General features: G+C 62.3%; 16 protein-coding genes. 12 read left to right on the top strand and 4 right to left on the bottom strand.

All coding sequences use genetic code 11. From position 1 onward, the window contains the following. Positions 1-182: 182 nt before the first annotated feature. From hemA to kdsA, 6 genes are read left to right on the top strand one after another with little or no spacing between them, the layout of a single operon-like run. Entirely contained in the window at positions 183-1,445 is a 1,263-nt protein-coding gene (hemA, locus tag ACP3TA_RS15900; RefSeq protein ID WP_019454778.1) for a glutamyl-tRNA reductase, read from the top strand. A gap of 31 nt (positions 1,446-1,476) precedes the next feature. Next, positions 1,477-2,562 (top strand): peptide chain release factor 1, encoded by a 1,086-nt coding sequence (gene prfA, locus ACP3TA_RS15905; protein WP_033652048.1) that lies wholly within the window; start codon positions 1,477-1,479, stop codon positions 2,560-2,562. Next, positions 2,562-3,395: a peptide chain release factor N(5)-glutamine methyltransferase gene (gene prmC, locus ACP3TA_RS15910; protein ID WP_060659644.1), complete on the top strand. Its 834-nt coding sequence runs from the start codon at positions 2,562-2,564 to the stop codon at positions 3,393-3,395. The genes prfA and prmC overlap by 1 nt, the downstream gene beginning before the upstream one ends. Positions 3,396-3,439: 44 nt before the next feature. Next, on the top strand, positions 3,440-3,838 hold the full coding sequence (locus ACP3TA_RS15915) for a SirB2 family protein (protein ID WP_033642758.1): 399 nt from the start codon (positions 3,440-3,442) through the stop codon (positions 3,836-3,838). Continuing rightward, entirely contained in the window at positions 3,835-4,644 is an 810-nt protein-coding gene (gene sirB1 / locus ACP3TA_RS15920; protein ID WP_033642759.1) for an invasion regulator SirB1, read from the top strand. Before ACP3TA_RS15915 ends, sirB1 begins: the two co-directional genes overlap by 4 nt. Positions 4,645-4,702: 58 nt before the next feature. After that, on the top strand, positions 4,703-5,557 hold the full coding sequence (gene kdsA, locus ACP3TA_RS15925; RefSeq protein WP_004941087.1) for a 3-deoxy-8-phosphooctulonate synthase: 855 nt from the start codon (positions 4,703-4,705) through the stop codon (positions 5,555-5,557). A 46-nt stretch (positions 5,558-5,603) separates the two neighbouring features. On the opposite strand, the gene dauA is transcribed toward kdsA, so the two are convergent. Both dauA and ACP3TA_RS15935 read right to left on the bottom strand, forming a co-directional pair. Further along, positions 5,604-7,292, bottom strand: coding sequence for a C4-dicarboxylic acid transporter DauA (gene dauA, locus ACP3TA_RS15930; protein WP_033642760.1), 1,689 nt, complete (start codon positions 7,290-7,292; stop codon positions 5,604-5,606). A 232-nt stretch (positions 7,293-7,524) separates the two neighbouring features. After that, positions 7,525-8,010: a heme-degrading domain-containing protein gene (locus ACP3TA_RS15935; RefSeq protein WP_047567963.1), complete on the bottom strand. Its 486-nt coding sequence runs from the start codon at positions 8,008-8,010 to the stop codon at positions 7,525-7,527. Positions 8,011-8,210: 200 nt separating this feature from the next. On the opposite strand from ACP3TA_RS15935, the gene ACP3TA_RS15940 reads away from it, so the two are divergent. After that, positions 8,211-9,311, top strand: a complete 1,101-nt coding sequence (locus ACP3TA_RS15940; protein WP_089196952.1) for a GGDEF domain-containing protein — start codon at positions 8,211-8,213, stop codon at positions 9,309-9,311. A 34-nt stretch (positions 9,312-9,345) separates the two neighbouring features. On the opposite strand, the gene mfd is transcribed toward ACP3TA_RS15940, so the two are convergent. Together mfd and ACP3TA_RS15950 are read right to left on the bottom strand one after the other, a co-directional pair. Beyond that, positions 9,346-12,819 (bottom strand): transcription-repair coupling factor, encoded by a 3,474-nt coding sequence (gene mfd, locus ACP3TA_RS15945; RefSeq protein WP_426784371.1) that lies wholly within the window; start codon positions 12,817-12,819, stop codon positions 9,346-9,348. Positions 12,820-12,829: 10 nt separating this feature from the next. Continuing rightward, positions 12,830-13,090 (bottom strand): hypothetical protein, encoded by a 261-nt coding sequence (locus tag ACP3TA_RS15950; RefSeq protein WP_033642763.1) that lies wholly within the window; start codon positions 13,088-13,090, stop codon positions 12,830-12,832. A 38-nt stretch (positions 13,091-13,128) separates the two neighbouring features. Here ACP3TA_RS15950 and lolC point away from each other — a divergent pair, with 38 nt between their 5' ends. From lolC to cobB, 5 genes are all read left to right on the top strand, one after another. Continuing rightward, complete coding sequence (gene lolC / locus ACP3TA_RS15955) at positions 13,129-14,331, top strand: lipoprotein-releasing ABC transporter permease subunit LolC (RefSeq protein ID WP_033642764.1); 1,203 nt, start codon at positions 13,129-13,131, stop codon at positions 14,329-14,331. Then, positions 14,324-15,028 (top strand): lipoprotein-releasing ABC transporter ATP-binding protein LolD, encoded by a 705-nt coding sequence (gene lolD, locus ACP3TA_RS15960; RefSeq protein ID WP_004941120.1) that lies wholly within the window; start codon positions 14,324-14,326, stop codon positions 15,026-15,028. Before lolC ends, lolD begins: the two co-directional genes overlap by 8 nt. Then, positions 15,028-16,275 (top strand): lipoprotein-releasing ABC transporter permease subunit LolE, encoded by a 1,248-nt coding sequence (lolE, locus tag ACP3TA_RS15965; RefSeq protein WP_004941124.1) that lies wholly within the window; start codon positions 15,028-15,030, stop codon positions 16,273-16,275. Before lolD ends, lolE begins: the two co-directional genes overlap by 1 nt. Positions 16,276-16,328: 53 nt before the next feature. Continuing rightward, positions 16,329-17,246 (top strand): N-acetylglucosamine kinase, encoded by a 918-nt coding sequence (gene nagK, locus ACP3TA_RS15970; protein ID WP_047575741.1) that lies wholly within the window; start codon positions 16,329-16,331, stop codon positions 17,244-17,246. 91 nt (positions 17,247-17,337) lie between these two features. Next, the gene (gene cobB, locus ACP3TA_RS15975) at positions 17,338-18,174 is read left to right on the top strand and encodes a Sir2 family NAD+-dependent deacetylase (protein WP_069100062.1); all 837 of its coding nucleotides are present in this window, start codon (positions 17,338-17,340) and stop codon (positions 18,172-18,174) included. Positions 18,175-18,216 lie beyond the last annotated feature (42 nt).

Below are 18,216 nucleotides of genomic sequence, written 5' to 3' on the forward strand. Positions count from 1 at the left end.
ATTTAAGCAATTAACCTGCCCTATGACTATTTATCCTGCTGTATTTATTGCTTATTCATTAATTGATGTCATCTATGACAGCGATTGAACGGAAGATGCGGTTGTTACTTTTATTGATCCCGCGCATCAAGTAGAATGCCGTTCAACGAGAACCCGTACCAAGATAAGTATTACTCGAAGCAATGACCCTGCTGGCGTTAGGTATAAATCACAAAACCGCTCCGGTTTCTCTGCGTGAAAGGGTGACCTTCTCGCCAGAGTCCATCGATGAGGCGCTAACCAGCTTGCTCCAACAACCGTTGGTGCAGGGCGGCGTCGTGTTGTCCACCTGCAACCGCACCGAGCTGTACCTCAGCGTAGAGCAACAGGAACACATGCACGAGCAGCTGGTCGCCTGGCTGTGCGCGTATCACAACCTGCGCCCGGAAGAGGTGAAGAAAAGCCTGTACTGGCATCAGGGCAACGACGCGGTCAGCCATCTGATGCGGGTGGCCAGCGGGTTGGACTCTCTGGTGCTGGGCGAACCGCAGATCCTCGGCCAGGTGAAAAAGGCCTTCGCCGAGTCGCAACGCGGCCAGTCGCTGTCCGGCGAGCTGGAGCGGCTGTTCCAGAAATCCTTCTCCGTCGCCAAGCGCGTGCGCACCGAAACCGAAATCGGCGCCAGCGCGGTCTCCGTGGCTTTCGCCGCCTGTACGCTGGCGCGGCAGATCTTCGAATCGCTGGCCGATCTCAACGTCTTGCTGGTGGGCGCCGGTGAAACCATCGAGCTGGTGGCGCGCCACCTGCGCGAACACAAAGTGCGGCACATGATCATCGCCAACCGCACCCGCGAGCGCGCGCAGCTGCTGGCGGACGAGGTCGGCGCTGAGGTGATCACCCTGCCGGAGATCGACGAACGCCTGGCGGACGCCGACATCATCATCAGTTCCACCGCCAGCCCGCTGCCGATCATCGGCAAGGGGATGGTGGAGCGCGCGCTGAAGGCGCGCCGCAACCAGCCGATGCTGCTGGTGGATATCGCCGTACCGCGCGATATCGAGCCGGAGGTCGGCAAACTGGCCAACGCCTATCTGTACAGCGTGGACGATCTGCACGCCATCATTCAAAGCAACCTGGCGCAGCGCAAAGCGGCGGCGGTGCAGGCGGAGTCGATCGTGCAGCAGGAAAGCACCAACTTCATGGCCTGGCTGCGTTCGCAGGGCGCGGTGGAAACCATCCGCGACTACCGTTCGCAGGCCGACCAGATCCGCGCAGAAATGGAGGCCAAAGCGCTGGCCGCCATCGCGCAGGGCGCCAACGTGGAGCAGGTTATTCACGAGCTGGCCCATAAACTGACCAACCGTCTTATTCATGCCCCCACCAAATCCCTCCAGCAGGCCGCCGGCGACGGCGACGTGGAGCGGTTGCAGTTATTACGCGACAGCCTCGGGCTGGATCAGCATTAGTTTTCTCTATTAACAGGGTTTATTACCACGCATGAAGCCTTCTATTGTTGCCAAACTGGAAGCGTTACAAGAGCGCCATGAAGAAGTGCAGGCGCTGCTCGGCGATGCCGGCGTCATCGCCGACCAAGACCGGTTCCGCGCGCTGTCGCGAGAATACGCGCAGCTGACCGACGTCAGCCGCTGCTTCCTGGAATGGCGTCAGGTGCAGGAGGATCTGGAGACGGCGGAAATGATGCTGGACGATCCGGAGATGCGCGAGATGGCGCAGGAAGAGCTGAAACAGGCGCGGGCGAGCAGCGAAGAGCTGGAACAGCAGCTGCAGGTGTTGCTGCTGCCGAAAGATCCGGATGATGAGCGCAGCTGCTTCCTCGAAGTGCGCGCCGGCACCGGCGGCGATGAGGCGGCGATCTTCGCCGGCGATCTGTTCCGCATGTACAGCCGTTACGCCGAAGGCCGCCGCTGGCGCGTCGAGGTGATGAGCGCCAACGAAGGCGAGCACGGCGGCTTCAAAGAAGTGATCGCCAAAGTTTCCGGCGACGGCGTGTACGGCCAGCTGAAGTTTGAATCCGGCGGCCATCGCGTGCAGCGCGTGCCGGAAACCGAATCCCAGGGGCGCATCCACACCTCCGCCTGCACCGTGGCGGTGATGCCGGAAGTGCCGGAAGCCGAGCTGCCGGACATCAACCCGGGCGATCTGAAAATCGACACCTTCCGCTCCTCCGGCGCCGGCGGCCAGCACGTTAACACCACCGACTCGGCGATCCGCATTACCCACCTGCCGACCGGCATCGTGGTGGAGTGCCAGGACGAACGTTCACAGCACAAAAACAAAGCCAAGGCGATGTCGGTGCTGGGCGCGCGCATTCGCGCCGCCGAGATGGCCAAGCGCCAGCAAGCCGAGGCGTCCACTCGCCGCAACCTGCTGGGCAGCGGCGATCGTTCCGATCGCAACCGCACCTACAACTTCCCGCAGGGGCGGGTGACCGACCACCGCATCAACCTGACGCTTTACCGCCTGGACGAAGTGATGGAAGGCAAACTGGACATGCTGATCCAGCCGATCGTGCAGGAGTATCAGGCCGATCAGCTGGCTGCGCTGTCCGCCGAGCAAGAGTGATGGATTATCAACACTGGCTGAAAGCCGCCGCCGCGCGTTTGACCCACAGCGACAGCGCCCGGCGCGACGCGGAAATCCTGTTGGGTTTCGTGACCGGCAAGGCCAGAACCTTCCTGATGGCGTTCGGGGAAACCCTGCTGACGCCGCCGCAGCAACAGCAGCTGGAGACGCTGCTGGCGCGCCGCGAACGCGGTGAGCCGGTGGCCTATCTGGTGGGCGAGCGCGAGTTTTGGTCGCTGCCGCTGTCGGTCTCGCCCGCGACGCTGATCCCGCGCCCGGATACCGAATGCCTGGTGGAACTGGCGCTGACACGCCTGCCGCCGCAACCCTGCCACTTCCTCGATCTCGGCACCGGCACCGGCGCCATCGCGCTGGCGCTGGCCAGCGAGCGCCCGGATTGTTCGGCAATCGGCGTCGATGTGCAGCCGGACGCGGTCGCGCTGGCGCAGCACAATGCGCACAAGCTGAAGATCGACAACGTTCGATTTTTACAGGGCAGCTGGTTTGCGCCCGTGGCCGGGCAACGCTTTGCGCTGATCGCCAGCAATCCGCCCTATATCGACGCCGCCGATCCGCATTTGTCGCAGGGCGACGTGCGCTTCGAGCCGGGCAGCGCGCTGGTGGCCGCCGAGCACGGGCTGGCCGATCTGGCCGCCATCGTGCGCCAGGCGCCGCACTATCTGCAGCCACAGGGCTGGCTGCTGTTGGAACATGGCTGGCAGCAGGGTGAGAGCGTGCGCGCGCTGCTGCAGGCCGCCGGATTTTCCGCTGTCGCCACCCACCGTGATTACGGCGACAACGATCGTGTGACGCTCGGCCAATGGCCGGGATAAGCGCCCCTCATAATAACGACGTCCGGGCCATCTAAGGGAGCATCATGACTGCATACACCGCGTTGAAACATTTCCATTTGCTGACGGTCGCCATCAGTATTACCTTGTTTGTGCTGCGTTTTTACTGGCAGTGGCGCCGCTCGCCGATCGTGGGGCGCCGCTGGGTCAAGATAGCGCCGCACCTGAACGACACGCTGCTGTTCGTCAGCGGCATCGCGCTGGTGGTGACGTTCGGGTTTTATCCGCTGCTGGGTATGGACTCATGGCTGACCGAGAAGCTGTTTGGCGTTATTATCTATATCCTGCTTGGCTACGTCGCATTGGGCAAGAAGACCAAAAGTCAGCGGCTGCGAACCGTGGCGTTCGTGCTGGCGTTGGGCTGTCTGTATCTGATAATTAAACTTGCCACGACGAAAATACCGTTTCTGATGGGATACCTATGAGTAGCATTGCTGATTTTGAATTTAACACCTCGCCGCTGAGCGAAGGGGTGATCCTGGTGTCGCAGTCGGTAAGGCGTGATTTCCCCGCCGCCGACGTGGAGCGCAAGCTGCAACAGCTGGTGGACGAAGCGCGCGCGGCGGTGCCGGCCGACATCACACAGGAGCAGCAACTGGATGCGCTCATCGAACTGTTCTACAAAACCTGGGGATTCGGCGGCGCCAGCGGCGTCTATCGCCTGTCGGACGCCATCTGGCTGGATAAGGTGCTGGAGGGGCGGCAGGGCACGCCGGTTTCGCTCGGCACCATCTTCCTGCATATCGCCAACGCGCTGGATTTGCCGCTGCTGCCGGTGATTTTCCCCACTCAGCTGATCCTGCGCGCCGATTGGCTGGATGAAGAGCTGTGGCTGATCAACCCGCTGAACGGCGAAACCCTGAGCGAACACCAGCTGGAAGTGTGGATCAAGGGCAACCTGGGGCTGGGCGCCGAGCTGGAAGACGACGATCTCGACGAATCCGAGAACATCATGGTGGTGCGCAAGATGCTGGATACGCTGAAGGCCGCCCTGATGGAAGAAAAGCAGCTGGAAATGGCGCTGCGCACCAGCGAAACGGTGCTGTGCTTCGATCCGGAAGATCCGTACGAGATCCGCGATCGTGGGCTGATTTACGCCCAGCTGGAGTGCAACCATATCGCGATTTCCGATCTCAACTATTTTGTCGAGCAGTGTCCTGAAGACCCGGTCAGCGAAGTGATCAAAGTGCAGATCCATTCGATTGAGCCGAAACAGGTGACGCTGCATTAATTCAATGACTCCGTGCAGTTTGCAAGGCGACGGTTACAACCTTAACAAAGGCGAAAGCATGAAACAGAAAGTGGTTAGCATTGGCGACATCGACGTAGCAAACGACCTGCCGTTTGTGCTGTTTGGCGGTATGAACGTGCTGGAATCGCGCGATCTGGCGATGAGCATCTGCGAGCACTACGTCACCGTGACGCAAAAACTGGGCATTCCTTACGTTTTCAAAGCCTCTTTCGACAAAGCCAACCGTTCTTCCATCCACTCGTACCGTGGTCCGGGCCTGGAAGAAGGGATGAAGATCTTCGAAGAGCTGAAGAAAACCTTCGGCGTGAAAATCATCACCGACGTTCACGAAGCGGCGCAGGCGCAGCCGGTTTCCGAAGTGGTTGACGTGATCCAACTGCCGGCCTTCCTGGCGCGTCAGACCGATCTGGTGGAAGCGATGGCGAAAACCGGCGCGGTAATCAACGTCAAGAAGCCACAGTTCGTCAGCCCGGGACAGATGGGCAACATCGTCGACAAATTCAAAGAAGGTGGCAACGACCAGGTGATCCTGTGCGATCGCGGCAGCAACTTTGGTTATGACAACCTGGTGGTCGACATGCTGGGCATCAACGTGATGAAGAACGTGACCGGCGGCCATCCGGTAATCTTCGACGTGACCCACGCGCTGCAGACCCGCGATCCGTTCGGCGCCGCGTCCGGCGGCCGTCGCGCTCAAGTGGCCGAGCTGGCGCGCGCCGGCATGGCGGTTGGCCTGGCAGGGCTGTTCCTCGAAGCGCACCCGGATCCGAACAACGCCAAGTGCGACGGCCCGTCCGCGCTGCCGCTGGACAAGCTGGAGCCGTTCCTGGCGCAGATGAAAGCCATCGACGACCTGGTGAAGAGCTTCCCGGAGCTGGATACCAGCAACTAAGCGCTCATCGCCAAAAAAAAGCCCGACTTGTCGGGCTTTTTTACGTTTAGGCGCCGGTAGCCGCCAGCGCTTCCGGCAGCGTCGGGTAGAACTGCAGCCGGCCCTCGATCGGCTGCACCCGCGCGCGCGCCAGGGTTTTCAGCGGCTGGAACGGCACGTCGGTGATCACCAGCTTTTTATCCGCCGGCAGCGCGTCGATAAAGCGACGCAGGGCGCTCAGGCCGCCGGCGTCGAGCACCGGCACCGCATCCCATTGCAGCACGATCGTCCGATAGCCCTCGCTGCGCGCCAGCAGTTCGGTAAAGATGCGCTCGGCGGCGGCGAAGAACAGCGGGCCGTTCACTCGCAGCACCAGGCGGCCATCGTCGGCGCTCAGTTCGCTTAGCCGCGTCATGCGGGCGATACGGCGCATAAACAGCAGCGACGCCAGCACGATGCCTACGGTAATGGCGATCACCATGTCGAACAGCACCGTCAGCGACATGCACAGCAGCAGCACCAAAATATCGTCCTTTGGCGCCCGGCGCAGCAGGTAAACCACCTTGTGGGCCTCACTCATGTTCCAGGCGACCATCAACAGCAGCGCCGCCATCGCCGCCAGCGGCAGATAAGAGAGCCACGGCGCCAGGACCAGCAGCGCCAGCAGCACCAGCAGCGCGTGGATGATGGCGGATACCGGCGAGGTGGCGCCGGCGCGCACGTTGGCGGCCGAACGGGCAATCGCGGCGGTCGCGGTGATGCCGCCGAAGAACGGCGCGATGATGTTGCCCGCGCCCTGGCCGATCAGTTCGCTGTTCGAGTTATGCTTCTTGCCGGTCATGCCGTCGAGCACCACCGCGCACAGCAGCGATTCAATCGCCCCGAGCATCGCCATCGAAAACGCCGCCGGCAGCAGGGCGGAGACGGTTTGCCAACTGAGGCTGAACGGTTGCCCGCCGCCGCCCGGCAGATCCCAGGGCAGCAGCAGCTGCGGCAAGATAGGCGGGATGCCCTGGCCGCTGCTGCCGTCGGCCAGCAGGTAGCTGAAACGAGAGCCGATGGTCGCCACCGGGTGGTCAAACAGCGTCAGCAGCCCCATCAGCGCGGTGCCCGCCAGCAGCGCCGGCAGGTGGCCGGGCACCCGCAGGCCGAGCTTGGGCCAGAAGATCAGGATCAGCAGCGTCACGGCGCCGATCAGGGTATCGCCGAGATCCAGCGTTGGCAGCGCCTGCAGCAGGGCGTACAGCTTGCCAACGTAATTTTCCGGCGTGTGCGCCAGCTGCAGGCCGAAAAAGTCCTTGATCTGCATGGTGGCGATGGTGATGGCAATGCCGGAGGTAAAGCCCAGCGTCACCGGCAGCGGAATGTATTCGATCAGCCGGCCAAAGCGCGCCAGCCCCATCAGCAGCAAAAATACCCCGGAGATCAGCGTGGCGACCAGCAAGCCGGCCAGGCCAAACTGCTGCGAGACCGGATAGAGGATCACCACGAAGGCGGCGGTGGGGCCGGAGACGCTGTAGCGCGAACCGCCGCTGACGGCGATGACGATGCCGGCGATGGCGGCGGTATACAGGCCGTACTGCGGCGGCACGCCGCTGGCGATCGCCAGCGCCATCGCCAGCGGAATGGCGATAATGCCGACCGTCACCCCGGCGATAGCGTCTTTCAGCAACCGCGCCAGACTATAAGGTTCCCGCCAGCAGGCGTCTATCAGCGCGCTGAAGGGGCGAATTTTGTTTATTTCATGCGTTTTCATCTACGGTGCGTACCAAATCTTCAAAAGTGAAAGGAATGGCGGGCCCGATGAGGTCCGTCTTGTCACGTGACAGATACCATACGCCTTTTGTTCAGCGGATTACCAGACCTGTGTCAATTTGGCACAGGAAATCAGAGAGTCGTCGTTTTATCCGGCGCTAAATGCCGTTAATAGGTAAGTCAGCCGCAGATTCTGCGGCTGAAAAAGAAAGGAATAATCAAGGTTTTGGCGGTTAGTGCAGAGCGGGTAGGGATAAGCCGAGAAAGTGGGCTAAAGTGCTTACCAATAGCTGGTGATCTTCCTTCTGCGGCGCGCCGGAAATGCTGATGCTGCCGACGCAGCCGAGGCCGGTCAGGGTGAGCGGGAAGGCGCCGCCGTGCACCGAATAGTCGCGCACGCTCAGCCCGTAGCGCTCCTCCAGCGACGTTTGCCGCTGCTGCAGACGCAGGCCGATGGCGTACGAACTTTTGTGAAAATGGTTCACCAGATTGCGCTTGCGCCGCACCCAGTCGGCGATATCCGGCGTGGCGCCCGGCATGGCGTAATAAAACAGCGTTTGCCCGGCCAGTTGGATCTCGATGGCGATGCTCAGGCCACGTCGCTCGGCGGCGGTTTTCAGCGCCGCGCCCAGTTCCCAGGCGGTGGCGGCGTCAAAATGGGTAAAGGCCAGCGTCGCTTCCTGTTCACTGAGCGCCTGCAGTTCATCGTCGATATTCATGCGTTTCTCCCCCGATATACAAAGGACAGAGTAGCCTGAAGCGTGCGTCGTGAGATAGACGGCTTGGCGATAAGATAGAACTGCTACTCTATTAATAGACCGTGTAACATGGCCGCCGCTGAAGCGGAAACGACAGGGATGCGTTATTCAACGTCTGCATATTACCCCCCTGGCGACACCGAGGAGCGCGCTGACTATCTATGACTTACATTGCGTCCATTTCCACCCTTTACAGCGACGCTTGCATTACCTACGCCACGCTGTCGGTAAGCTATTTCGTTCTCAGCAAGAGTGCCCCATTTTCCTACCGTTCCGCACTGTGGAAGCGCGTCGTTTTCGGCCTGTTGGCCGGAGTGGCGGTGCTGTATTTGAGTCAGGATCGGCTGGAGCTGACCGATAAGGTGCATTACAGCTTTGCGATGATCCCGATGATATTGGTGATGTTCTTCGGCGGTGCCGTCAGCGGGCTGGTGAGTTTTCTGTTCGCCATGGCGCTGACCGGCGGCTTCACCGTCGATAACCTGTTCATCGCTTCAATCATTGCGCCGCTGCTGCTGTCACGGGTGTGGCTGAAGAAATCCCATCGGACGTTTTACCTGACGATCGGCATCATCGCGCTGTATCGCATCGCGGTGGTGTGGCTGCTGGTGGACCTGAGCGGGCTGTGGCCGGATGTGTTGCTGTACCAGGCGGTTTCCGCGCTCTGCCTGGCGATTTGCTATCATGCGCTGAATTTCAAAGAGCGACATATCTACGCCTATTTCGCGATGCGCGCGCGCGCCACGACCGATAGCCTGACCCACATCAACAACCGCGCCAGCGTCGATTATCAGCTGATGCTGCAGCGTGCCGAGCGCCGCCCGTGCGGGTTGATGATCCTCGATTTGGATAATTTCAAAAGCATCAATGATACCTACGGTCATCCGGCCGGCGACGTGCTGCTGGCCAGCGTCGGTCGGCTGCTGCAAAACAGCGTGCGTAACGAGGACTTCGTCGGGCGCTACGGTGGCGAGGAGTTTATGGTGATCACCGCCAGCTACGATCCGCAGATCATCGGCGGAGTGGCGGAGCGCATTCGCAGCGCGGTGGAAAGCTCGACGTTTTTGCTGAATGCGCACGACGAAGCGCACATCACGCTGTCGATCGGCGTGTCGCTGTATCTGCCCGGCATGACGCTGGACAAGGCGATCGCCATGACCGACGAGGCCTTGTATGAGGCGAAGCGCAGCGGCAAAAACCGGGTGGTGACCAGCCGCGTGATGCAGCTGGCGCCGCTGGGGGCCGGTTTTCCGCGCGAATAAGCCGCCTCCCGCCGTGCAGGCGGGAAGCGTTGGTTCAGGCCGCCAGCGTGTGTTCGCGGAACGCGTTCAGCAGCTCTTCGGTGAACGTCAGGCGTTTCTGGCGATCGGCCAGATCGAGCGTGAACTTCAGCTTGCTCGGGCCATCCAGGCGGTAAACCTGCGGATTGCCCTGCAACAGGCCGATCAGATAACCCGGGTCGACGCGGTTGTTGTCGCCGAACTCGATAAAGCCGCCGCGCTCGTTGCTCTCGATGCGTTTGATCCCCAGCTTCTGCGCATGAAGCCGCAGCGCTGCGCACTGCAACAGGTTACGCGCCGCGTCCGGCAGTTGACCGAAGCGGTCGATCAGCTCGACCTTCAGCTCATCCAACTCACCGTCGTTCTTCGCGCTGGCGATGCGCTTATACAGCGACAGGCGGGTATTGACGTCGGGAATGAAATCTTCCGGCAGCAGCGCCGGCATGCGCAGCTCCACCTCGGTCTGGCTGTTGGTAAGATCTTCCAGCGACGGTTCGCGGCCGTTTTTCAACGCGTCGACGGCGCTTTCCAGCAGCTCCATGTAGAGCGAGAAGCCGACGGTGGTCATCTGGCCGCTCTGGTCTTCGCCCAGCAGCTCACCGGCGCCGCGGATCTCCAGATCGTGGGTCGCCAGCGCAAAACCGGCGCCGAGGTCTTCAAGCGAGGCGATGGCCTCGAGCCGTTTATGGGCGTCGGTGCCCATGGCTTTCGGGTTTGGCGTCAGCAGATAGGCGTAAGCCTGGTGGTGCGAACGCCCGACGCGGCCGCGCAATTGATGCAGCTGCGCCAGGCCGAAGCGATCGGCCCGCTCGATGATGATGGTGTTGGCGCTGGGGATATCGATGCCGGTTTCGATGATGGTGGTGCACACCAGCACGTTGAAGCGCTGGTGGTGGAAATCGTTCATCACCCGTTCCAGATCGCGTTCGCGCATCTGGCCGTGGCCGATGGCGATGCGCGCTTCCGGCACCAGCTCAGCCAGACGCTGCGCCGCTTTCTCGATGTTTTCCACGTCGTTGTAAAGGTAGTAAACCTGGCCGCCGCGCAGCACTTCGCGCAGGATCGCCTCGCGCACCACCAGGCTGTCGTATTCGCGCACGAAGGTCTTCACCGCCAGGCGGCGTGCCGGCGGAGTGGCGATGATCGACAGATCGCGCATGCCGCTCATCGCCATGTTCAGCGTCCGCGGGATTGGCGTGGCGGTCAGCGTCAGGATATCGACATCGGCGCGCATCGCCTTGATGCGCTCCTTGTGGCGCACGCCAAAGCGGTGCTCTTCATCGACGATCAGCAGCCCCAGGTCTTTCCAGCGCAGATCGCTCTGCAGCAGTTTGTGGGTGCCGATGATGATGTCCACTTTGCCTTCGGCCGCGTCGTCCAGCACCTGTTGCTGCTCTTTGGCGCTGCGGAAGCGCGACATCATCTCGATGCGGATCGGCCAGGTGGCGAAGCGATCGCGGAAGTTGTCGAAGTGTTGCTGCGCCAGCAGCGTCGTCGGCACCAGCACCGCCACCTGCTTGCCGTTTTCCACCGCCAGGAAGGCGGCGCGCATCGCCACTTCGGTTTTGCCGAAGCCGACGTCGCCGCACACCAGGCGGTCCATCGCCAGCGGCTGGCACATGTCGCTCAGCACCGCATTGATCGCCTGTTCCTGATCTGGCGTGGTTTCGAACGGGAAGCTCTGGCAGAACAGCTGGTACTGCTCGCGGTTGTGTTTGAAGGCGAAACCGGCCTTGGCGGCGCGCTGGGCGTAAATATCCAGCAGCTCGGCCGCCACGTCGCGCACCCGCTCGGCGGCTTTCTGCCGCGCGCGCGTCCAGGCGTCGCCGCCCAGTTTGTGCAGCGGTGCGTTTTCGTCCGCGCCGCCGGCGTAGCGGCTGATCAGGTGCAGCGAAGAAACCGGCACGTACAGCTTGTCCTCACCGGCGTAGGAGAGGATCAGGTATTCGGCCTTGATGCCGCCGGCTTCCAGCGTGGTCAGGCCGACATAGCGGCCAACGCCGTGCTCCAGGTGCACCACCGGCTGGCCGGGATGCAGTTCCGCCAGGTTGCGGATCAGGGTATCGGTGTTGATGGTGCGCCGGTTGTCCTGCCGGCGGCGGCTGACGCGCTCGCCGAGCAGATCGCTTTCGCAGATCAGCGCCCGCTGGCGCAGGCCGTCGAGGAAGCCGTGTTCGGCGGCGCCGACCATCATGTAACGGCCCGCCGTTTCCGCCTGATCGAGGCGCTGAATCAGCGCCGGCGCCAGCTTGATGCGGCCGAGCAGATCCTGCAGCGTTTCACGCCGCCCCCCGCTCTCGACGGAGAAAATCACGCTGCCGTCGAAGCCTTCGATAAAGCGCCGCAGGTTATCCAGCGGGGATTTATGCTGCGCCTGCACCGCCAGATCGGGCAGGGCATGGTAGTCCAGATTGGTATTGCCGGCCTTGGCCGGCAGCTCATCGGTTTTCAGCGCGATGCGCGGCCAGGCCTTCAGCTCGCCGAACAGCGCGTCGACGCGCAGCCACAGCGTATCCGGCGCCAGCAGCGGGCGCATCGGATCGACGCGGCGGCTTTCGTAACGCTGGTTGACGTCCTGCCAGAAGCGCTCGGCGGCGCCCTCCAGATCGCCGGTGTTGACGATCAGCGTATTGGCCGGCAGGTAGCTGAACAGCGACGGCAGCGGCTGGCTGAAGAACAGCGGCTGCCAGTATTCGATGCCGGCCGGCCAGGCGCTTTTGCTGACCTGCTGATAGATGTGCTCGGCGTCGCGACGCACCTCAAACTGCTCGCGCCACTGGCTGCGGAACAGCTCGATGGCGTTTTTGTCGGTAGGGAACTCGTGGGCCGGCAACAGATTGATGGCCTCGACTTCGCTCAGCGTGCGCTGGGTGTCGACGTCGAAGATGCGCAGGCTGTCTATCTCGTCATCGAAGAAGTCGATGCGGTAAGGCTCATCGCTGCCCATTGGATACAGGTCGAGCAGCGCGCCGCGGGTGGCGAATTCGCCGTGCTCCATCACCTGATCGACGCTGCGGTAGCCGGCCTGTTCCAGCTGCGCGCGCAGCTTGTCGCGCGACAGGCGCTGGCCTTTTTTCATCACCAGCGCATGGCCGTGCAGGAATTCGTGCGGGCAGACGCGTTGCATCAGGGTATTGACCGGCAGAATGATCACGCCGCGCGCCATGGTCGGCAGGTGATACAGGCTCGACAAACGGTCGGAGATGATTTCCTGGTGCGGCGAGAAGCTGTCGTACGGCAGGGTTTCCCAGTCGGACAGGGTGGTCACCATCTGATCGGTGAACTGTTGGATCTCGTCGCGCAGCCGCAGGGCGTTTTGCATGTCCGGCGCGATCAGCATCACTGGGCCAGGGTGACGCTCGACGATCTCGGCGCACTCCACGGCGCAGGCCGCGCCGGTCAGTTGCCCCAGCTGGCGGAGATCGCCCGCGCGATCGGGCAGAGAATAACGGGGGGATGAGGAACGGTTACGGCTATCGGAAGTGCTCATTCAGGTATCTTTAATCAATGTGTTGGATGGCGTCCCGGCACGGATAACCCAGCGCCTTTATGCTGTTTATAGTAGCCCAGCGGCCGGCAAACTGACACAGCAAAAAGCGCTGCCCATCAATTTTCTGCCGGTTATTTAACCGGTTAATGCCGTCTGTTTTTTGCGGCTGAGGATAAATAACGCGCGAAGCTGCCGCCATCTCCCTCTTCGCCGCCACGCAATAAAAGGCCCTCGGGTGTTCCCTAAACGAGGGAGAGCCTTTATTATCCATGATCACTTTGCTTAAGCCACGGCTATCAAACGGATTTCATGTATCAACCTGTCGCGTTATTCATTGGCCTGCGCTACATGCGCGGGCGAGCCTCAGACCGCTTCGGGCGGTTTGTTTCCTGGCTTTCCACCATCGGCATTACGCTGGGGGTGATGGCGTTGGTCACCGTGCTGTCGGTGATGAACGGTTTCGAAAAGGATCTGGAGAACAACATTCTCGGCCTGATGCCGCAGGCGTTGGTCACCAGTCCGCAAGGATCGGTCAACCCGCAGCAGCTGCCGGCCTCCGAGGTGCAGAAGCTGCAGGGCGTCACGCGCGTTGCGCCGCTGACCACCGGTGACGTGGTGCTGCAAAGCGCTCGCAGCGTGGCGGTCGGGGTGATGCTCGGCGTGAATCCCGACGAGGCCGATCCGCTGACCCCGTATCTGGTCAACGTCAAGCAGCAACAGCTGCAGCCGGGCCAATACAACATCATCATCGGCGAACAGCTGGCGGGGCAACTCGGCGTCAAGCGCGGCGATTCGCTGCGCGTGATGGTGCCGAGCGCCAGCCAGTTCACGCCGATGGGCCGCATTCCCAGCCAGCGTTTGTTCACCCTCATCGGCACCTTCCACGCCAACAGCGAGGTGGACGGCTATCAGCTGTTGGTCAACCAACAGGATGCTTCGCGCCTGATGCGCTACCCGGCCGGCAACATCACCGGCTGGCGTCTGTTCCTGCAACAGCCGCTGGCGGTCGATACCCTCAGCCAGCAGTCGCTGCCGGCGGGCACCGTCTGGAAAGACTGGCGCGATCGCAAGGGCGAGCTGTTCCAGGCGGTGCGCATGGAGAAGAACATGATGGGGCTGCTGCTCAGCCTGATCGTGGCGGTGGCGGCGTTTAACATCATTACCTCGCTCGGCCTGCTGGTGATGGAGAAGCAGGGCGAGGTCGCCATTCTGCAGACTCAAGGGCTGACCCGCCGCCAGATCATGTCGGTATTTATGGTGCAGGGCGCCAGTGCCGGCATCATCGGTTCACTGCTCGGCACGCTGCTCGGCGTGCTGCTGGCCACCAACCTGAACAACCTGATGCCGATCCTCGGCGCATTGATCGACGGCGCTTCGCTGCCGGTGGCGGTCGATCCGCTGCAGGTGACGATCATCGCCGTGGTGGCGATGGCGGTTTCCCTGTTGTCCACGCTCTATCCTTCATGGCGCGCTGCCGCCGTACAACCCGCTGAGGCTTTACGTTATGAGTAACCATCTTTTGCTGCAGTGTGACAACCTGTGCAAGACCTATCAGGAAGGCAACCTGCACACCGACGTGCTGCGCAACGTCAGCTTTGCCATGCAGCAGGGCGAGATGATGGCGATCGTCGGCAGCTCGGGTTCCGGCAAGAGCACCCTGCTGCACCTGCTGGGCGGGCTGGACTCGCCGACCTCCGGCGAGGTGATCTTCAAGGGCGAATCGCTGAACGCCATGTCTTCGGCGGCCAAGGCTGAGCTGCGCAACCGCCAGCTGGGCTTCATCTATCAGTTCCACCACCTGTTGCCGGACTTCACCGCGCTGGAAAACGCCGCCATGCCGCTCTTGATCGGCGGCGCCAAACCGGCGCAGGCGCAGGAGAAAGCGCGGGAGATGCTGGCGGCGGTCGGGCTGGAAAAGCGCAGCAAACACCGTCCGTCCGAGCTTTCCGGCGGCGAGCGTCAGCGCGTGGCGATCGCGCGCGCGCTGGTCAATAACCCGGCGCTGGTGCTGGCGGACGAACCGACCGGCAACCTCGACAAGCGCACCGCGGACAGCATCTTCGATCTGCTCGGCGAGCTGAACGTGCGTCAGGGCACCGCTTTCCTGGTGGTAACGCACGATCTGCAGCTGGCCAAGCGCTTGAGCCGCCAGTTGGAAATGGCCGACGGCCACCTGCAGGCGCAGCTGACCCTGATGGGGGCCGAGTAATGGCGGGAGCCTCACTGTCCTTCCTGACGGCCCTGCGTTTCAGCCGCGGCCGTAAACGCGGCGGCATGGTGTCGCTGATCTCGGTCATCTCCACCATTGGCATCGCGCTGGGGGTGGCGGTGCTGATCGTCGGTCTGAGCGCGATGAACGGCTTTGAGCGCGAGCTGAAGAACCGCATTCTGGCGGTGGTGCCGCACGGCGAGCTCGAGCCGGTCAATCAGCCGTTCAGCGGCTGGCCGTCGATTCTGCAGCGGGTGGAAAAGGTGCCGGGCATCTTGGCCGCCGCGCCGTACATCAACTTTACCGGCCTGATGGAAAACGGCGCGCAGCTGCGCGCGGTGGAAGTCAAAGGCGTGGATCCGCAGCAGGAGAGCCGACTGAGCGCGCTGCCGCAGTATGTGCAGGGCGACGCCTGGGCCAACTTCAAGCCCGGCGAGCAGCAGGTGATCCTCGGCAAGGGCGTGGCCGACGCGCTGGGCGTCAAGCAGGGCGCCTATGTCACGGTGATGATCCCCAACAGCGACCCTGAGATGAAGCTGCTGCAGCCGAAGCGCATTCGCCTGCACGTGACCGGCATTTTGCAGCTCAGCGGCCAGCTCGATCACAGCCTGGCGCTGGTGCCGCTGGCCGATGCGCAGCAGTATCTCGACATGGGTGACAGCGTCACGGGCATCGCTCTCAAGATGAACGACGTGTTCGCCGCCAACAAGCTGGTGCGCGACGCCGGCGAAGTGACCAACGCTTACATCTATATCAAGAGCTGGATCGGCAAGTACGGCTACATGTACCGCGACATCCAGATGATCCGCGCCATCATGTACCTGGCGATGGTGCTGGTGATCGGCGTGGCCTGCTTCAACATCGTCTCCACGCTGGTGATGGCGGTGAAAGACAAAAGCGCCGACATCGCGGTGCTGCGCACCCTGGGCGCCAAAGACGGCTTTATCCGCGCCATTTTCATCTGGTATGGGCTGCTGGCCGGGTTGCTGGGCAGCCTGAGCGGCGTGGTGATCGGGGTGATCGCCTCGCTGCAGCTGACCAACATCATCCGGGGCATCGAGAAACTGGTCGGCCACTCCTTCCTGTCGGGCGATATTTACTTCATCGACTTCCTGCCTTCCGAGCTGCACTGGCTGGATGTGCTGATCGTGCTGGCGACCGCCATCGTGCTGAGCCTGTTGGCCAGTTGGTATCCGGCGAGGCGCGCCAGCCGCATCGATCCGGCGCGGGTGCTGAGCGGACAATAAAACCCACGGGGAGGCAGCGATGCCGCCCCGTTTTTTTAGCCTGGGGATGGGTTATGTACTACGGTTTCGATATGGGCGGCACCAAGATTGAGCTGGGGGTGTTCGACGACAGCCTGCAGCGCATTTGGCAAAAGCGGGTGCCGACGCCGCGCGACGATTATCGGCAACTGCTGGCTACGCTGTGCGAGCTGACCCTTGAGGCGGATGCGTTTTGCGGCCGGCGCGGCAGCGTCGGCATCGGCATTCCGGGCCTGCCCAACGACGATGATGGCACGCTGTTTACCGCCAATGTGCCAGCGGCGATGGGGCGGCCGCTGCCGCGCGATCTGGCGGCGCTGATCGGGCGCGAGGTGCGGGTCGATAACGACGCCAACTGCTTTGCGCTGTCGGAGGCCTGGGACGACGAGTTCCGCCGCTACCCGACGGTGCTGGGCATCATCCTCGGCACCGGCGTAGGCGGCGGCCTGATCGTCGAGGGCAAGACGATGCCCGGGCGCAACTATATCGCCGGCGAGTTCGGCCATTTGCGCCTGCCGGTGGACGCGCTCGAGGTGCTGGGGCGTGATGTGCCTCGCGTCGCCTGCGGGTGCGGCCATCAGGGTTGCATTGAAAATTACATATCGGGCCGCGGTTTCGAATGGATGTACGCCCATTTTTATGGCCGGCGCTTGCCTGCCACCGAGATCATTGCGCATTATCAGGCGGGTGAGCCGCAGGCCGTGGCGCATGTCGATCGCTTTATGGACGTGCTGGCGATCTGCCTGGGTAACCTGCTGACGGTGCTGGATCCGCACCTGGTGGTGATCGGCGGCGGGCTGTCGAACTTCGACGCCATTTACCAGGCGTTGCCGCAGCGGCTGCCGGCGCACCTGCTGCGGGTGGCTCGGCTGCCGCGCATCGAGAAGGCGCGCTATGGCGACGCCGGCGGCGTGCGCGGCGCAGCGTTTCTCAATTTGACTCGCCCAACGTAATGGGCGTTGCGGCCAGGCGTGAATGTATACAGCCAACAACGCCGCAACGTTCAGTAAGAAGGGTAAACAGGGAAAAGTAAGGAGAGAGTTAATGCACACTCGCCATCGGCTGTGTCAGTTTCGCAAGAGTAAGCATGTGCTGCATCAGCGCTTTCGTTCACGCATTTTTCACCGTGACACCATGGCGGCGGCCGAGCTGAAAAAGCCGTTTGTGGTGGTGTTGACCGGGGCCGGCATTTCGGCCGAGTCGGGCATTCGCACCTTCCGCGCTGCGGATGGGCTGTGGGAAGAGCACCGGGTGGAGGACGTCGCCACGCCGGAAGGTTTTCAGCGCGATCCGGCGCTGGTGCAGGCGTTTTACAATGAACGTCGCCGCCAGCTGCAGACCGAGGACATCGCCCCGAACGCCGCGCACCGCGCGCTGGCGGATCTGGAAGAGTGGCTGGGGGACAACTTCCTGCTGGTCACGCAAAACATCGATAACCTGCATGAGCGCGCCGGCAGCAAGCGGGTGCTGCACATGCACGGCGAATTGCTGAAGGTGCGCTGCACCCAGTCGGACCAGGTGTTCGAGTGGCCCGGCGATCTCAGCGTCGATGAGCGTTGCCACTGCTGCCAGTTCCCGGCGCCGCTGCGGCCGCACGTGGTGTGGTTCGGCGAGATGCCGCTGGGCATGGACGACATCTACCAGGCGCTGAGCAAGGCCGATTTCTTCGTCGCCATCGGCACCTCCGGCCATGTCTATCCGGCGGCCGGGTTCGTGCATGAGGCGCGGCTGGGCGGCGCCTACGCGATGGAGCTGAACCTGGAGCCGAGTCAGGTGGAAAGCCAGTTCGACGAGAAACACTACGGCCTGGCCAGCGAAGTGGTGCCGCGTTTTGTGCACAAATTCCTGGTGGGCAAGGTGGCGCGGGCCGATAAGCCCTAAAGACATCAGGGCACAATGCGCGCCCTGATGGGATGGCGGGCG

The sequence above is a fragment of the Serratia sp. 2C06 genome (genome assembly GCF_050037615.1).
Lineage (GTDB): Bacteria > Pseudomonadota > Gammaproteobacteria > Enterobacterales > Enterobacteriaceae > Serratia > Serratia ureilytica.